This is a genomic window from Geodermatophilus amargosae (genome assembly GCF_900116515.1).
In the GTDB taxonomy this organism is placed as follows: domain Bacteria; phylum Actinomycetota; class Actinomycetes; order Mycobacteriales; family Geodermatophilaceae; genus Geodermatophilus; species Geodermatophilus amargosae.
In genome coordinates this window covers 18,009-32,432 of record NZ_FPBA01000034.1, presented here as the reverse complement: position 1 = coordinate 32,432, position 14,424 = coordinate 18,009, and the positions used below count along the sequence as shown (strand labels likewise).

Annotated in this window: 13 protein-coding genes; 9 read left to right on the top strand and 4 right to left on the bottom strand. The window is 72.3% G+C overall.

Annotation, left to right across the window (positions count from 1 at the left end; genetic code table 11):
- The coding region (locus BM414_RS26260) for a transposase (RefSeq protein WP_217644943.1) at positions 1 to 471 on the top strand (471 nt) is incomplete at its 5' end.
- Positions 472 to 821: 350 nt separating this feature from the next.
- Here BM414_RS26260 and BM414_RS26250 read toward each other — a convergent pair.
- Together BM414_RS26250 and BM414_RS26245 are read right to left on the bottom strand one after the other, a co-directional pair.
- Positions 822 to 1,196 (bottom strand): cupin domain-containing protein, encoded by a 375-nt coding sequence (locus BM414_RS26250; protein ID WP_093584487.1) that lies wholly within the window; start codon positions 1,194 to 1,196, stop codon positions 822 to 824.
- Between the two features lie 698 nt (positions 1,197 to 1,894).
- Positions 1,895 to 2,602 (bottom strand): response regulator, encoded by a 708-nt coding sequence (locus BM414_RS26245; RefSeq protein WP_175551827.1) that lies wholly within the window; start codon positions 2,600 to 2,602, stop codon positions 1,895 to 1,897.
- 472 nt (positions 2,603 to 3,074) lie between these two features.
- On the opposite strand from BM414_RS26245, the gene BM414_RS26240 reads away from it, so the two are divergent.
- Together BM414_RS26240 and BM414_RS26235 are read left to right on the top strand one after the other, a co-directional pair.
- A complete protein-coding gene (locus tag BM414_RS26240; protein WP_093584486.1) occupies positions 3,075 to 3,371 on the top strand; it encodes a hypothetical protein in 297 nt (98 codons plus the stop codon).
- Positions 3,372 to 3,703: 332 nt separating this feature from the next.
- Positions 3,704 to 4,045 (top strand): site-specific integrase, encoded by a 342-nt coding sequence (locus tag BM414_RS26235; protein ID WP_093584485.1) that lies wholly within the window; start codon positions 3,704 to 3,706, stop codon positions 4,043 to 4,045.
- A 576-nt stretch (positions 4,046 to 4,621) separates the two neighbouring features.
- On the opposite strand, the gene BM414_RS26230 is transcribed toward BM414_RS26235, so the two are convergent.
- Positions 4,622 to 4,870, bottom strand: coding sequence for a hypothetical protein (locus tag BM414_RS26230; protein ID WP_093584484.1), 249 nt, complete (start codon positions 4,868 to 4,870; stop codon positions 4,622 to 4,624).
- 347 nt (positions 4,871 to 5,217) lie between these two features.
- Between BM414_RS26230 and BM414_RS26225 the strand changes: the two genes are divergently transcribed.
- On the top strand, positions 5,218 to 6,144 hold the full coding sequence (locus tag BM414_RS26225; RefSeq protein ID WP_139246054.1) for a CPBP family glutamic-type intramembrane protease: 927 nt from the start codon (positions 5,218 to 5,220) through the stop codon (positions 6,142 to 6,144).
- A 115-nt stretch (positions 6,145 to 6,259) separates the two neighbouring features.
- Here BM414_RS26225 and BM414_RS26220 read toward each other — a convergent pair whose 3' ends face one another.
- Positions 6,260 to 9,247 carry an AfsR/SARP family transcriptional regulator gene (locus BM414_RS26220; RefSeq protein ID WP_093584482.1) on the bottom strand — a complete coding sequence of 996 codons (2,988 nt, stop codon included), beginning with the start codon at positions 9,245 to 9,247 and terminating at the stop codon, positions 6,260 to 6,262.
- Positions 9,248 to 9,367: 120 nt separating this feature from the next.
- Here BM414_RS26220 and BM414_RS26215 point away from each other — a divergent pair, with 120 nt between their 5' ends.
- The 5 genes from BM414_RS26215 (at position 9,368) to BM414_RS26195 (ending at position 13,634) form a co-directional block, all read left to right on the top strand.
- On the top strand, positions 9,368 to 9,697 hold the full coding sequence (locus tag BM414_RS26215) for a rhodanese-like domain-containing protein (RefSeq protein ID WP_217644942.1): 330 nt from the start codon (positions 9,368 to 9,370) through the stop codon (positions 9,695 to 9,697).
- A gap of 308 nt (positions 9,698 to 10,005) precedes the next feature.
- Positions 10,006 to 10,947, top strand: a complete 942-nt coding sequence (locus tag BM414_RS26210; protein WP_425432378.1) for an ATP-binding cassette domain-containing protein — start codon at positions 10,006 to 10,008, stop codon at positions 10,945 to 10,947.
- Positions 10,944 to 11,765: a hypothetical protein gene (locus BM414_RS26205; protein ID WP_093584480.1), complete on the top strand. Its 822-nt coding sequence runs from the start codon at positions 10,944 to 10,946 to the stop codon at positions 11,763 to 11,765. The genes BM414_RS26210 and BM414_RS26205 overlap by 4 nt, the downstream gene beginning before the upstream one ends.
- Positions 11,766 to 11,940: 175 nt before the next feature.
- Complete coding sequence (locus BM414_RS29785) at positions 11,941 to 13,206, top strand: hypothetical protein (RefSeq protein WP_093584479.1); 1,266 nt, start codon at positions 11,941 to 11,943, stop codon at positions 13,204 to 13,206.
- On the top strand, positions 13,203 to 13,634 hold the full coding sequence (locus BM414_RS26195) for a nuclear transport factor 2 family protein (RefSeq protein WP_093584477.1): 432 nt from the start codon (positions 13,203 to 13,205) through the stop codon (positions 13,632 to 13,634). The genes BM414_RS29785 and BM414_RS26195 overlap by 4 nt, the downstream gene beginning before the upstream one ends.
- Positions 13,635 to 14,424 lie beyond the last annotated feature (790 nt).

Genomic DNA, 14,424 nt, shown 5'->3' with positions numbered 1-14,424 from the left:
AAGCCTCGCTACCGGACCAGGGCGGTCGGGTTGCGCGAGCACGCGCTGGCCGCTGGGCGCGACGCCACGGTGGCGCTGATCTGGCGGGATGGCTCCCGCGGCCCGCTCGCCTCTCGGTTCCTGGCGATCGGGGTGCGCCCGGCCGGCCGCCGCCCGACCGGGCGGCTGGCTGCCGACGGCACACTGCCCGCCGTCTGGCTGCTGGCCGAATGGCCCGCCGAGGTCGGCGAGCCCACCGACTACTGGCTGGCCGACCTGCCCGAAGACACCGACCCGGCCGAGCTGGTCCGGCTGGCCAAGATCCGCTGGCGGATCGAGCACGACTACCGGGAACTGAAGACCGGCCTGGGGCTCGACCACTTCGAGGGCCGCAGCTTCGCCGGCTGGCACCGCCACGTCACCCTGGTCACCGCCGCCCAGCTGTTCCTCACTTCGCTGCGCAGCGACCCAAAAGCGGCTGCGCCGGTCTGAGTCTCTATGCGGTCCTGCACCAGCTGCAGGCCCTGCTGGCGACCTGGACCGGCACCTACATCGTCTGCGGACAACGCCTCAACAGCTACGCCCGAGCGCCGACCTAACGAAGCACTACTAGGGGAAACCTTCTGAGGGACCAACCAGCAACAGTGCGCGAATGAAGGCTGGCGAGCCGGCCTGCCAAGAGCTCGAGAGACCGCGTGTCGTCTCGGACGGGTAGCTCCAACTGATTGAGCAATTGGCGGCGGCCGTCGACGAGCATCGCTGCACCGGCAGGTCGCCACGGCCCGGGTGAAAGCTCGGTGCCCTGCAGCAGGACAGCGTCCGGCACGGGCCCGGACGGCTACTCAGCCAGCGGCCTCCATGTTCTTGGTCACCACGTCGAGCGTCCGTTGCAGGTCGTCCGTGGGGCTGAACTCGACCAGCTCGCTGCCGGCGTAGAGCACCGGCGTGTGGCCCGGCGCAACGTAGTAGGCGTCACCGGCCTCGAAGGTCTCCTCGCCGTTCGCTGACGTGTACGTCACCTTCCCGCTGAGGACAAAGCCCCAGTGGGGAGACTGGCACCGGTCGTCGGGAAGCCCCTTCATGAGCGGCGCGAGATCCGCGTCTGCGGTGTACTTCTCGAAGACCACGGTGTAGCCGCCGTGGAACTCCTCGAGATGGCCCTCGTAGCCCTCAGCCTCGATGGTCTGGCCGGCTGTTGCTTTCGCTGCCCTGGGCATCGTGGCTCTCTCTCCTTGGCCTCTCGAGGCGCTGCGCATGAGCCGTACGCGGCCCGTGGTCCGTCCGGCCCCGCGCCTCCGACAGCACCGTGCTCGTCACCGCAGACGACGTCCAGAGGCTTCCGTCCCCATCCACACAGCTCACCTGCGCCGCATCTGCTACCGGCAGCTCGGCCGTCGATTCCTCATGACTTTTCAGGGGCGTTGAACGATTCGGGTGCTCAGTCGAGCCTTCGCTCCCGCTCTCAGCCTTACCGTGTGCCATGGAGCTGGCCGACGTGGGCGGAGTCGATCTCGAGTACACGGTCGAGGGCGTCGGGGAACCGGTCGTCCTCGTGCACGCCGGTGGTCGCGGACTTCTTCGCACCGCTCGTCGGACCGCTCGACCGGACCGCTCGCCCGGTCCGGTCGATTCCGCGTCGTGCAGTACCACCGGGCGGTCCTGGGTCTCATCGTGGAGGTCGCGCAGGTGATGGGCCCACCAGGGCCGCTGTTCGTCAGGCACCTCGTAGAAGGAGCCCGCGCAGAGCATGTGGTTGGCCGATGAGCTGCATGTTCGTTACTGACCAATCGCCGTCGATACCCTCAAAATCAACTCGCAGGATCATGCTTGCCGTGCCCGCTGTCGATGTCCCTGAGCGGCTCGTTCGACGACACGCGGTCGGGACGCGGCAGGTGCCGGGCGGGCCGGTCGGGCGCTATCCGCTTGGCGGGGTGCGGGAGGGAGTCATGTCGTCGGTGGACGGCGGGATACCGTCAGCCCGGCGGTCGCGCAATTTCGTGACGAGGACGGCGACCTGGGTGCGGCGTTGCAGGCCCAGTTTGGGCAGCAGATTGCTGACGTAGTTCTTCACTGTCTTCTCCGCCAGGCCGAGCCGGTCGCCGATCTGGCGGTTGGTGAGCCCGTCCCCGATCAGCTGCAGCACGGCACGCTCCCGTTCGGTGAGGCCGGCCAGCGGATCCGGCCGCCCGGCGCCGTCTGCGGTGTCGAGCACCGCGCTGACCTCGGGCGCGAACATGGTGCCGCCCGCAGCCACCCGGCGCACGGCCGCCCGCAGCGCCGGGCCGCGCACGTGCTTGACCAGGTAGCCCGACACCCCCGCCCGCACGGCTGCTGCCACCGTCCCCGGGTCGGCGTACTGGCTGAGCACCAGGCAGCGCACCGCGGGCACGTCCGCGCGCAGCCGGGTGCAGGCCTCGGCCCCGGTGCCGTCGGGCAGGCGCATGCCCATCACGGCCACGTCCGGGCGCACGGCCCGGCCGCGGACCAGCGCCTGGTCGACCGAGGCCGCCTCGGCGACGACCGCGATGCCCGCGTCGCCGGCGAGAACCTGGATCACGCCGCGGCGGACCACCTCCTGCTCGTCGAGCACGAGGACCCGTACGACGGCCGTCTCTGCCGGCACCGGAACCAGCTCCCTGGGGTCGAGGGGTGCGGCACGACGTCGTTGGCGTGCAGCCGCAGCGCCGTTCGGCCGCGCGGGAGTTCGCTCCCGCGTCGGCACCCTAGAGCCGGCGCTCCCCGGGCGGCGGTCCTGGCCGACCGGCCGCTCGCGTTCTCCGACCGTCACCGGGTCACCGGCGCAGCCGAGCCGGAGGATGCGTCACGGCCGGCGCCCTCGCGGTCCACCGCAAGCACCGATGAGTCGTGCGACGCCTCCGGAGATCCACCGGAGAGGAACTGGAGGACGGACGTCAGGCTGCAGAACTGGCGCTGGGTCCGGGTCCTCCCTGGTCGGGTCCTCCACAGGCTGACGTGCATCCACAGGTCGCCGGGGCCGGCGGCCGAGCGGCGTCAGCGCCGGTACGCCGTCACAGGGGGCATCCGCGGCGACGAAGCGGGTCCCTCGACCGCGGCGTTGACGGGGAGGTCGGTGGGTGGCCAACAAGCGGCGACGCGACAAGGGCGACGGCGGGATCAGTGAACACCGGACGAGGGCCGGCCCGCGCTTCCTGATCAACTACGCGGTGCAGCGTGAGGACGGGTCGACGCGGGTCGTCCTCACGCGTGGATTCGTGAGCAGACGGGAGGCCGCGGTCGCCCTGCGTGCCGAGCTCCGCAAGGCCGAGCTGGGGGAGTGGGTCGAGCCGTCCAAGCCGCGCCTGGACGCCTATCTCGCCGAGTGGATGCAGACGCAACGACTGAGTCCGTCGACGCGCGCGTCCTATCTGTAGAACATCCGGTTGCACATCGACCTCCACCTCGGAGGCCACCGGGTCGCACGCCTCACCGGTCCGATGGTCGGCACCTGGATGCGCACGTTGGAGGCGACCGGCCGGGCCGACGGCACAGGCCGTCTCTCAGCCCGGACGGTGCGCTAGGTGTTCACCATCCTGCGGTCGGCCCTCGGTGACGCGGTCAGGCAGGGACGGCTCGCGGTCAACCCGACCGACCGGTCCACGCCACCGATTCCGGCCGAGGCCCGTCCTCCCGAGATGCAGGCCTGGACCGCGCTCGAGCTCGCCCGGTTCTCCGCTGGCCCGCTGGCCAGGACCCCGATCTGGCCATGGGCCGGCGGCTGCTCGCCGCGACCGGCCTGCGCCGCGGGGAGGCGCAGGCGCTGCGCTGGCGGGACGTCGACCTGGACGCCGCGCGGATCGCGGTGCGCCGCAGCGTCGGGGTGGTGAAGGAGAAGGGCGCCGGCGAGGAGCTGGTCGAGGGTCCGCCCAATACCGGCCGGTCGAGGGTCGTCGACCTGGACGCCGGCACCGCGGCCGCGCTCCGTGCCTACCGGGCGGCTCGCGAAGAGGTGGCACCCGGGCTCGTGCGTGACACGGCGGTCCTGCTGAGTGAGCTCGACGGCACCCACCGGCACCCCGAACGGTTCTCCCGCCGCTCCACCGCCTAGGTGGCCCGGGCGCGCAAGGCGCTGGGGGACCTCAATGTCCGGCTGCCTGTCCCGGTTGCGCTCCACCTTGACCCAGGCGCCCGAGTAGCCCGCACCTACCTCCTGCCCGGCGCCGTCGATCGCGGTCTTCGGGACCGCAGGTTCGTCTGACTCGCCAGGCGCGGGTCCCGGGCCACGGCCGCCGGTGAGCACCACGCAACCTCGCCTCACCAGCCAGCGTCCGCCCGACCCCGTCACCTCGGCGTCACGACGGTGGCAGCGGGAGGCGGATGGCCGAGTGCCACTCCTGGAGGAACAGGACCGCTCGCGGTGGAACTGTGCCGCCAGCGCCGAGCACACGGCACTGTTGTAGGAGGCGCTGCGTGCCCGGTCGCCGTCGGCCTGGCTGCCCTCGACGCGTCGGCTGCGGGACCCGAGTGGTGCCCCGGCTGACTCGGCCCCGCCCGCGCCGTCGGTCAGGAGCGGGCGCGGACGGACGAGGGAGCTCAGCTCCCGCTGCGGGTCTGCAGCGGCGTCCGCCCGTCGCCGAAGAGCACGATCCGGTGGACGAAAGTGCCCTGCGACCCGGCAACGTTCTCAGGCGGCGAGAAGGACGTCCCGCGCGGGAACCCCTCGGGTGGCGGCGTAGGCGTACGGGTGTGTGTAGGCGTACTTGGCCTCCTCCGGGTCGGCCTGCAGGCGCAGGCACGCGCCGGAGCTCCAGTTCCAGACGACCACGGTTGCGCTGGCGAGGTCCGGATCCCAGAACAAGGCCACCTCGACCGGGCCCTGCTCACGGCGCGCCACCTCGAGCAGCTCCCGCCGGGTCCTTTCACTGAGCGCCATGGTTGCTCACTCCCTCGGGTAATCGGCCGGCGATTGGTCGCCGGCCGTTCCTGGCGCCGATGCTCGACCGGGCCGCTTGCGCGCGGCTGTCCAGCCGCTGACGTCCGCCAGAGCGCTGGGGTCGAGGCGGCTACACGCGCCCAGCGCACCGCCTCATGTAGCGCCTGGGGCTGTCGGCGGCTCGTCAACGCCGTGAAAGCGGGGCGTGCAGGGTCCCGCCCAGGCGCACCGATGGCGGGATCTGGCCTCACCAGCCCGCGTCCCGGCCCGCGGAGCGCCGATCCACACAGTCCCGAGACGTTTCCGAACGGCCGCGGAGATCCGCGGCCGTCACACGAGGAGTGGTCATGATCCACGCGGCACCCACCCGGTCAGCCGGCTCGCGCGGCCAGCGACGGCGAGGACGCCTCCTGCGGCGAGGCGGGATACCGGCGTTCTTGCTGCTTGCCTTCGGCGTGGGTTGGCCGGCGCTGGCGGTACCGGTGTTCTCCGGCATTCCTGCCGGTCCCTTCCTCCTCTTCCTGGTCTTCATCCCCCTGCTGGGTTCGGCGCTGTTCGTGACCCGTGTCGCAGACGGGCCCGGTGCCGTCCGGCGGCTGCTGTCACGGGCGTTCCTTTGGCGCTTCGGCATCGGTCGCTGGCTGGTGATCCTCTTCGGGCTGCCGGCGCTCACGGTGCTGCTCGCCGCCGTCTCGGGGACGCTCGTCAGTCCCGAAGGCGGCTGGGTCGTCGAGCTTGGCTGGTACCTCTTCAACACGCTGATCTTCGGCGCCCTCACGTTGAACCTGTGGGAGGAGACCACGTGGGGCGGTTTTGTCCAGTCACGGCTGATGGCGCGCCACGGCCTGGTGGGGTCCTCGCTGCTGACCGCGGTGATCTTCGCCGGGATCCACGTGCCACTCGAGTTCGCCGGCGACCGGGCGTGGTCGGACATCGCCGTCAGCTTGGGCCTGCTCTTCGTCGCCGCGCCGGTGTACCGCTATCTGGTGGGCATGCACCTCCTCGACACCGGCGGCAGCATCCTGGCCATCGGGGTGCAGCACGCGTCATGGAATGCCATCCAGCGCCTCGACGTGGTCGAGGGCGGCTCCTGGGAGTGGCAGGCACTCGCGGCAACAGTCCTGCTGACCGTGCTCGTCGCCGTCGGCCGGCGGCTCGGCGCCCACATGTCGCGCCCCATGGGGCGCGAAGCGGAGAGGGCGGCCGCCAGAACCTGGATCACCGGCCCGGCGTCCGCAACGGCACCGGACCACCGCAGTTCAGCCGCGGCATGACCGAGGCTACGGCACATGCGGGTTCCGCCGGTTCACCGCAGGGAGATCGTACTGGCGGCCCAACCGTTCAGGTCCTGCGGTGGCCGGTGGTCCGGCGCGCGGCGTCCTTCGGGACTCATGGGACGCCGCCGTCAGCCGCGACGTCCGTGGTCGACTCGGCCGCTGGCGCGCAAGGCGCCAACTGCAGGACGTCGACGAAGGCGCCCTGTTCCCGGGCGCCGGCGAGCGCCGCAGGCTCGAGCCGGTCCGCGGCGTCGGCCTCGACCTGTCGGATCAAGCGGCTCATCAGGGCCGAGCGGCGGATGCCTGTGCGGCTGCGGAGCTCGTGCCCGGCGGCCAGGGTCAACGCGGCGTCGTACCAGCGGTCCTCCCGCGCGGCCAGGATGGCCAGGCAGTCCAGGCTCTCAGTTGTGGCGCCCGCGTGGTGTAGGGCGTTGGCGGAGCGCAGCGCCCGGGCCAGGGTGTGCGCGGCCGCAGGCAGGCGGCCCTGACCGAGCTGTGCCAGTCCGAGGGCGTGCAGCGATCCGACGGCTCCCTCGTGGTGGCCGTGCATCTCGTTCAGGCGCAGTGCCTCCTCGGCGTGCTGGGCCGCGTCGACGTACCGTCCTTCGTCCACCTCGGCCCGCGCTCTCTGCACGAGGGCGGCGGCGAGGACGTGCCGGTCCCCGCTGCGTCGAGCCGCTGCCTCCGCTGTGGCGAGGCGCTCGAGGCCGGCGTCCTCGTGCGCGTCGATGGCCGTGCGGGCGCGCAGCACCTGGCACAGTCCGACGCCCCAGGAGTCCTCCAGTTGCGCGAAGAGGTCCACCGCACGGTCATGGGCGCGGGCGGCTGAGGTGTACTCGCCTCGGCCCCACTGCGCGATGCCGAGGCCGATCAGGACCTGGGCCAGGGACCGCTTGTTGCCCGCCTTCTCGTACAGCTCGGCGGCGGCTCCGCAGTCGACCACGGCTGCCGCGAGGTCACCGCGGGAGACGGCGTAGGTGCCGGAGCTGGAGAGCAGATCCGCCTGCAACGCCGAGCCGTGCGGGACCAGTTCCTTCGCCCGGGGAAACCACTGAGCTGCCTCGTCCAGCACTCCCTCCCGGGGCCACAGCCACCATAACGACGCGAGCAACCGGGCGCCGAGCTCCTCCTCGCCGAACGTGAAGCACCAGTCCAGGGCCGACCGGAGGTCGGCGACGGCGTCCCGGAGCTGTCCGCGCCACCCCTCAACCTGCAGCCGCCCCTGAGGCGAGGTGCCGCCTCCGAGGAGTTCGGCGTACCAGGCGGCGTGGCGGCGGCGGGCCGCCGCCACGTCCTCCTCGTTGCGGGCCAGCCGCTCACCCGCGTAGGCCCGGATCGTGTCGAGCAGGCGGAAGCGGTCGGTGCCGTCGGTCGCGACCAGGGATTGCTGCGCCAGGCCTAGGAGCAGCTCGAGGCCGTCGGGAGGCAGCCCATCACCGGCCACCGCGGCCGCCGCCTCCAGCGCGAAGGGGCCGGCGAACACCGACAGGCGATCGAAGAAGGCGGCCTCGTCGCTGGACAACAGTTCGTAGCTCCAGGCGATCGTCGCGCGCAGGGTGTGCTGGCGGTTGTCCCGGGTCTCGTCGACGAGCAGGCGCAGCCGGTCGTCGAGGACCCGCACCATCGTCGACGGATCGAGGAATCCCGCGTGGGCGGCGGCGAGCTCGATGGCCAGGGGGAGTCCGTCGAGCAGCAGGCAGATCCGGGCGACGTCGGCGCAGTTGTCGTCGGTGAGTGCGAAGTCTGGCCGACGGTGCGCCGCCCGTGCGGTGAACAGCTGCACCGCGGCCGACTCGGCGATGCTGCTGAGGGTGGTGGCCTGCGGGTCGGGGAGGGACAGCGGAGGGACCGGCCAGGCCATCTCCGTTGCGGCGCCCAACGGCCGCCGGCTGGTGGCCAACACCGACACGCGGGGGCAGGCCCGGAGGATGGACTCCACGAACGGGCGAAGGATGCCGCGCACCCGTTCGCAGGTGTCCAGGACGAGGACGACGTCCTGGTCGCGAAGGTGCGCGATGAGTGCCGATGCATCTTCGGCTGGGGTTGGGGAGCCGCAGCCTGCCGTCAGTGCCGCGAGCACCGCTTCGGGGCTGGACACGGGGGACAGGTCGATCCACCAGACCGGCCGAGGGCAGTTGAGGGCGAGCTCGGCGGCCAGGCGTGTCTTCCCGGCGCCGCCCGGTCCGATGAGGGTCATCAGCCGATGACCGACCATCAGCTCGGCCAGGCGGGCCACTTCTCCTTCTCGTCCGATGAGCGGCTCCAGCGGGCCAGGGAGCGCGGTCGCGAGTGGTCGGCTGATGACGTCCGGCCGGGGGTCCACCCGTGATGCGAGCGGCGGATTGCTGGGCACCGGGCTCTCCAGGTCCGGAGCCTGGGTCAACACGGCCTGCTCGACGGCTTTCAGGTCGGGGCCGGGATCCAGGCCGAGCTCCTCGACCAGCACTGTCCGGGCCCGGTCGTAGACGCTGAGCGCCTCCGCCTGCCGACCCGATCGGTACAAGGCGGTCATCAGCTGGGCGTAGAAGCGCTCCCGGAGGGGATGCATCCCCACCAGGTGCTGGAGTTCCGCCACGGTCTCCCCGTGACGCCCCAACGCGAGCAGCGCGTCGATCCGCAGCTCCATCGCCGCCAGGTGCAACTCGTGCAGCCGCTGCACGTGCGCTGCGGCGAACTCCTCGTTGGCCACCTCCGGAATCGGCGCTCCTCGCCAGGCCTCCAGCGCGCTGTCCAGGCGCTCGAGGCGCTCCTGCGGGTCAGCGAGGTGTCGAACGGCGCCGACGGTGGCCTCCAGGCGGTAGGCGTCGATGTCGTCGCGGGCCGCCCGGAGGCGGTAACCGCCCTCGACGGTCTCGATACCGGCCGCCCCGTTCGTGAGGGACAGCGCCTTGCGCAGATGGGACACGAGGACCTGCAAGGCGTTGAGTTTGTCGAGACCGGACCGCTGCCCCCAGAGCGCCTCGATCAGGGTGTCGGCGCTGACCCGCTCTCCGAGATGGAGCGCCAGGGTCACCAGGAGCTTGCGCGGCAGGCCGCTGCGCAGCGGAACGGCCTGCCCGTCGACCCGGAGCTCCAACGGCCCCAGGAGGCGCAGTTGCACCGGGGGAGCCTACGGTGCCGGGCCGCCGATTAGGGGTCCTCCGTCAGCGGGATGACAGCGGTGCATCAGCCCTGGTGTGTGGACTGCGGATCGATCGACCACCTGGGGAGGACTCTGACCGTGGGCGCTGACTACAGCACCGAGGACCTGCGGGGACGGCTGTCCAGTGTGACGGTCGTCGAGGCATTGGGGCCGCCGTACTTCGGCACCGGGCACATCCCCGGGGCGGTCAACATCCCACCGCACCGAGTCGTCGAGCTGGCGCCGACGCTGTTGCCCGCGAAGGACGCCCCCATCGTCGTCTACGCCGCGCACCGGTTCTCCCATGGCGCGGACGTCGTCGTCCGCCAGCTGGCACTTCTCGGGTACAGGGATGTGTCGCGATACGTCGAGGGCAAGGCCGGGTGGGCCGAGGCGGGGCTGCCCCTCATCGAGGATGGCGAGGGATGACCCAGCGCCGCCCAACCACTCCGTGATCGGCGGGCACGCCGGCTCTACGCCCACCCGGCGGGTAACGGTGCACCGGCAGGCGGAGCAGTGCGGAGCGGCCGCGTCGCCGCCCACGCTGGCGGGCTGCGGCTGGCTGTCGGGCGCGGTCGGCCAGATGGCGCGGCCGCGGACCGAGCGCGAACCCCGATGCGCTGTCGTGCCGCTGTCTCCGAGGCTCGTCAGCGCAGCAACAGCGGCTGATCAGCGGGTGCCACCAGCGTCTTGGCCCTGGCGCCATCCGGCGCAGTTCCGTTCGACGTGATGCAGGGATGACCATGATCGAGATCCGCAACCTGACGAAGGTGTACGGCGGCACCACCGCTGTCGACGGCCTTACCGTCACCGTCCGGCCGGGACGGGTGACCGGGTTCCTCGGCCCCAACGGGGCCGGCAAGTCCACCACGATGCGCGCCGTCGTCGGGCTCGACCGCCCGACCAGCGGGGAGGTGCAGGTCGCGGGACGGCGCTACGCCGACCATCCCGCCCCGCTGCGCGAGGTCGGGGCGCTGCTGGACGCCAATGCTGCCCATCCCGGCCGCAGCGCGCTGGCCCACCTGCGCGCGCTGGCCGTCACCAATGGCATCGGCCGCGCCCGCGTTGACGAGGTCGTCGACATGGTCGGCCTGCGGCAGGTTGCCGACCGTCGGGTCGGCGGCTTCTCCCTCGGCATGGCCCAGCGACTCGGCATCGCCGCCGCGCTGCTCGGCGATCCGGCAGTGATCCTGCTCGACGAACCGGTCAACGGCCTGGACCCCGACGGCATCCGCTGGATCCGCGGGCTCTTGCGCGGGCTGGCCGCCGAGGGCCGCACCGTGTTCGTCTCCTCGCACCTGATGAGCGAGATGGCGCTGACGGCCGACCACCTGGTGATCCTCGGCCGTGGCCGGCTGATCGCCGACGTCTCCATGGAGGAGATGACCGCCTCGGCCACCGGGCAGGTGACGGTCCGCAGCCCCCAGGCCGACGACCTGGCCCGGCGCTTGTCGGCCGACGGCGCGGCCATCACCCGGCCGGAGCCGGACGTCCTGGCGGTCACCGGCCGCACGAACACGCAGATCGCCGAGACCGCGCTGGCGGCCCGGATTCTGCTGACCGAACTGGTCCCCGTCCACGCCTCGCTCGAGGACGCCTATCTGGCGATGACCGCCCACGACACCCAGTACCGGGCCACCACCCCCGCCACCACCGACCCCGGGAGGGCCGCCGCATGACCACCATCACCGACCGTTCCCAGGCGACGCCCACCGCCGCGGCCGCCACCGGCATCCGGGTGACCCAGCGCCGGGTGTTCGCCGCCGAGGCGATCAAGTTCCGCAGCCTGCGCTCCACCGGCTGGCTGCTGGTCGCCAGCGTGCTCAGCATCGTGGCGGCGGGGCTGTTCCCGGCCCTGGGCGTCCTCCTGGGCGGCCTCGACCCGGCCGGCGGCGAGGGGAGCAGGACCGATCCCACCGGCGGCGCGCTCACCGGCGTGAGCTTCACTCAACTGCTGATCGCCGCACTCGGGGTCCTGGTCGTCACCAGCGAGTACACCACCGGCCTCATCCGGGCGTCGTTCGCTGCGGTTCCCAGGCGACTGCCGGTCCTGTGGGCCAAGGCCGCCATCGCGGCCGCGGTGGCCTTCGTCGCGACGCTCGCCGCGGCGCTCACCGCCTTCCTCGCCGTGAAGGTCGTCCTCGCGGCAGCGGACGTGACCATCTCCCTGACCACCCCTGGCGTGGCCCGCGCGGTCGTGGGTGCATCGCTCCTGCTCGCCGTCACCGCGGTCCTCGGCGTCGCGTTCGGCGCGCTGCTGCGCAGCGCGGTCGGCGCGGTGGCCGCGCTGTTCGGGCTGCTCTTCGTGACTCCGCTGCTGGGCATGCTGAGCCCGCAGATCAGCCCCTACCTGCCCGGCAACGCCGGCGCGGCGGTCGTGCAGACCGGCGCCACCGCCGGGTCCCTGCCACCCTGGGCCGGTCTGGGCGTGTTCAGTCTCTACGCCGTCGCCGCCCTGACCGCCGCCGCCGTGGCGCTCACCCGACGCGACGCCTGACCGCCTCCGGCCACGGGCGGCGCCTCCGCCCGTGGTCGGCGCCAGCGACATCAGCACCCCATCAGCCTGGAGACCCCACCCGCAGTATTGCCATGACCACCCTGACCCCGCCTTCACCGACGCTTCCGCCTCGACAACCGTCAGGACCAGCAGGAGCTTCACTGCGGTCGGCGTCATGCTGACCGCCCTGGGCCTGATCGCCGGCGCGGTCGCCGGCACCGTCATGATCGCGTTCGGGCTGGCGAGCACGCTGGACTCCGGACCGCAGCCGTTCACCACGTCCACGGCCGCGCTCGTCACCGACAGCGCCACGATGGACGACGTCCACGGCATCGCGGCGGTCACCGGACCGCCGACCGTGCAGATCTCGGCGCGGACCGGAGATCCGGCCGGTGTGTTCATCCGCGTCGGTCCCGCGGAGGCCGTCGACGACTATCTCTCCGGGGTCGCCTTCGACGAGGTCACCGAGGTCGACTCCGACCCGTTCGACCTCACCGTCATCACGCACCCGGGCGGCTCCACGGCCGCTTTCCCCGTGGAGCAGGACTTCTGGGTCGTCTCCGCGACCTCGGGGTCGCAGGCCGAGCTGGCCTGGGCTATCCAGGACGGGAACTACCGCCTCGTCGTCATGAACGCCGACGGCAGCCCCGCCGTGGTCACCCAGACCCAGATGCAAATCGAGCTTCCTCGCGTCTTCACCGTCGCCACCGGCGTGCTCGTCGGCGGCGCCTCATCGCGGCGGTCGGAGTCGCCCTCCTCGCCGCCGGCATCCGACGCGGGCCAGCCACGTCGATGCCGACCACCCGCAGCGAGGGGCTCGCCTCGGCGAGGGCGACCGCGATCCCCCGACCCCGGTGCCGATGTCGAGGACAGCCGCCTCCGGCGCGGCGAGCCGGTCGGCGAGACCACCCAGCCGGGGCGCCAGCTGCGTGACGAACGTCTGACCGGCCGGGCCGGACATCCGGCGGAGATCAACCTTGAGCGCGAGGTCCTGCCGGGCCCAGGACAGCCGCCCCTCGGCGGCCGCCGCAGCCCGCCGCAGCGTCACCGCCAGCCGCTGCGCCAGCCCGCGGCGGACCCGGTCGGGCAGCTCGGCCAGCGGCGGCACCAGCTCCCACCCACCTGGCTCGCGCCGGACGGCCATCCCCAGTTCGGCGAGGACCCGGCCGTGCTCCTCGGTGAGGTCGAAGGTGTCCGGGCGCAGGGCGCCGGTGACCGCGGCCAGGGCGAACGCGGCGTCGGTCAGCTCGCCGACGCGACGGGCCACCTCATCGACCCCGACGGTCCGGCTAGTGTCGACGCCTGCGTACACGGCCGCACCCGCTCCGACTCGCGCGAGGTCGGGGCCCGGCCAGACCCCGGAGTCCAGGATGGCGCAGATCGGCCCGCGGAGGAGCAGACCTCCTCACGCGGCGCGCTGTCCGGTAGGACTTCCGCATGACCGGGAACCGGTCCGGCATCGAGACCGTCGAGCGGATGGTGGCCGCCTACAACGCGGCGGCCGCGGCTGGCCTCAACGCCGAGGAGGCGGCGGCCCGGACGCTGCGGGTGTTCGACGAGTTCTACGCGCCGGACGTGCGGTGGGTGGAGGCTCCGACACCCTTCTTCCCCACAGGCAGGAGCGGCAGCCGCGCGGAGCTCGACGCCGCGGTGCGCGGCGTGTCGGCACGGCTGGGCGAACGTCGCTACACCCTCCTGGACGCTTTCGCGGCGGCCGACCGGGTCGCCGCCGAGTACCTGTGGGAGGCCACCTACCGGGAGGACGGCCGGCGGCTGCGAATCCGCCTGGTCACGCTGTACCGGTTGCGAGACGGCCGATTCGCCGAGCTGCACGAGTACCCCTGCGTCGAGTCGCCACCGTCAGCATGACTGCGCGGCGGCGGTGGTGGCGCGACGTCCCACCGCACCTGGCCTCCACCCGCCGGGGACCTGGCGTCGATGCACCACCCACCGGTGCGCTCCGCGCCGGTGGGCTGCGCCTCATCCCAGTGGTGGAGCCAAGGTCGGCGGTGAGCCCGCGGTCGGCACACAGGGCAGCTGCGGAGACCCTCGGACGAGACTTTCGGGGACGTAGACGAGGTGGTCGACTGCGGCTCTCAGTCCTCGCGGCGCCACCGCAGCTCGTGGATGAGGCGCCGACCCGCGAGCTCCACCGGCGGCGGCTGCAGGACCAGCTCGCCGTCCTCGAAGCGATACCGCCGCACCTGCTCGGTGCCGAGCTGTTAGGCCACAGGCTCAACTCCAGCCGGAGCACCACGAGGTCCTGGCGCACTCCATGCAGTTGGCGGTCAGGGCGTGTGCCAGTCCCTGGGTGACGCGGCCGAGTACCGACAGCCGGTCGTCAGGCACGCGCGCCGAGGTTCGCAGCGGTTTGGTGCGAAAGCTGGCCAGTACGCGCGTCCCCCTGTGCGCAGTCAGGATGGTCGCTCCCGACGGCGGACCTCCTGGCGGACGATCGTCGCGGCAGCGGCGAGGGACTCAGCCGCCCGGCGCCTGACGCCTTGGACCCGCGCCGGGTCGGCACTGAAGGCGTCGGACCCGTCGAACGCGTCGAACGCGTCGAGGATCAGCCCGCATATCGGCCGTGAGGGAGCACCTCCGAAGGTAACCGAGCCCAGCGACCGAGACCCCGGCTCCGTCCTCGTCTTGAGCAGCCTGG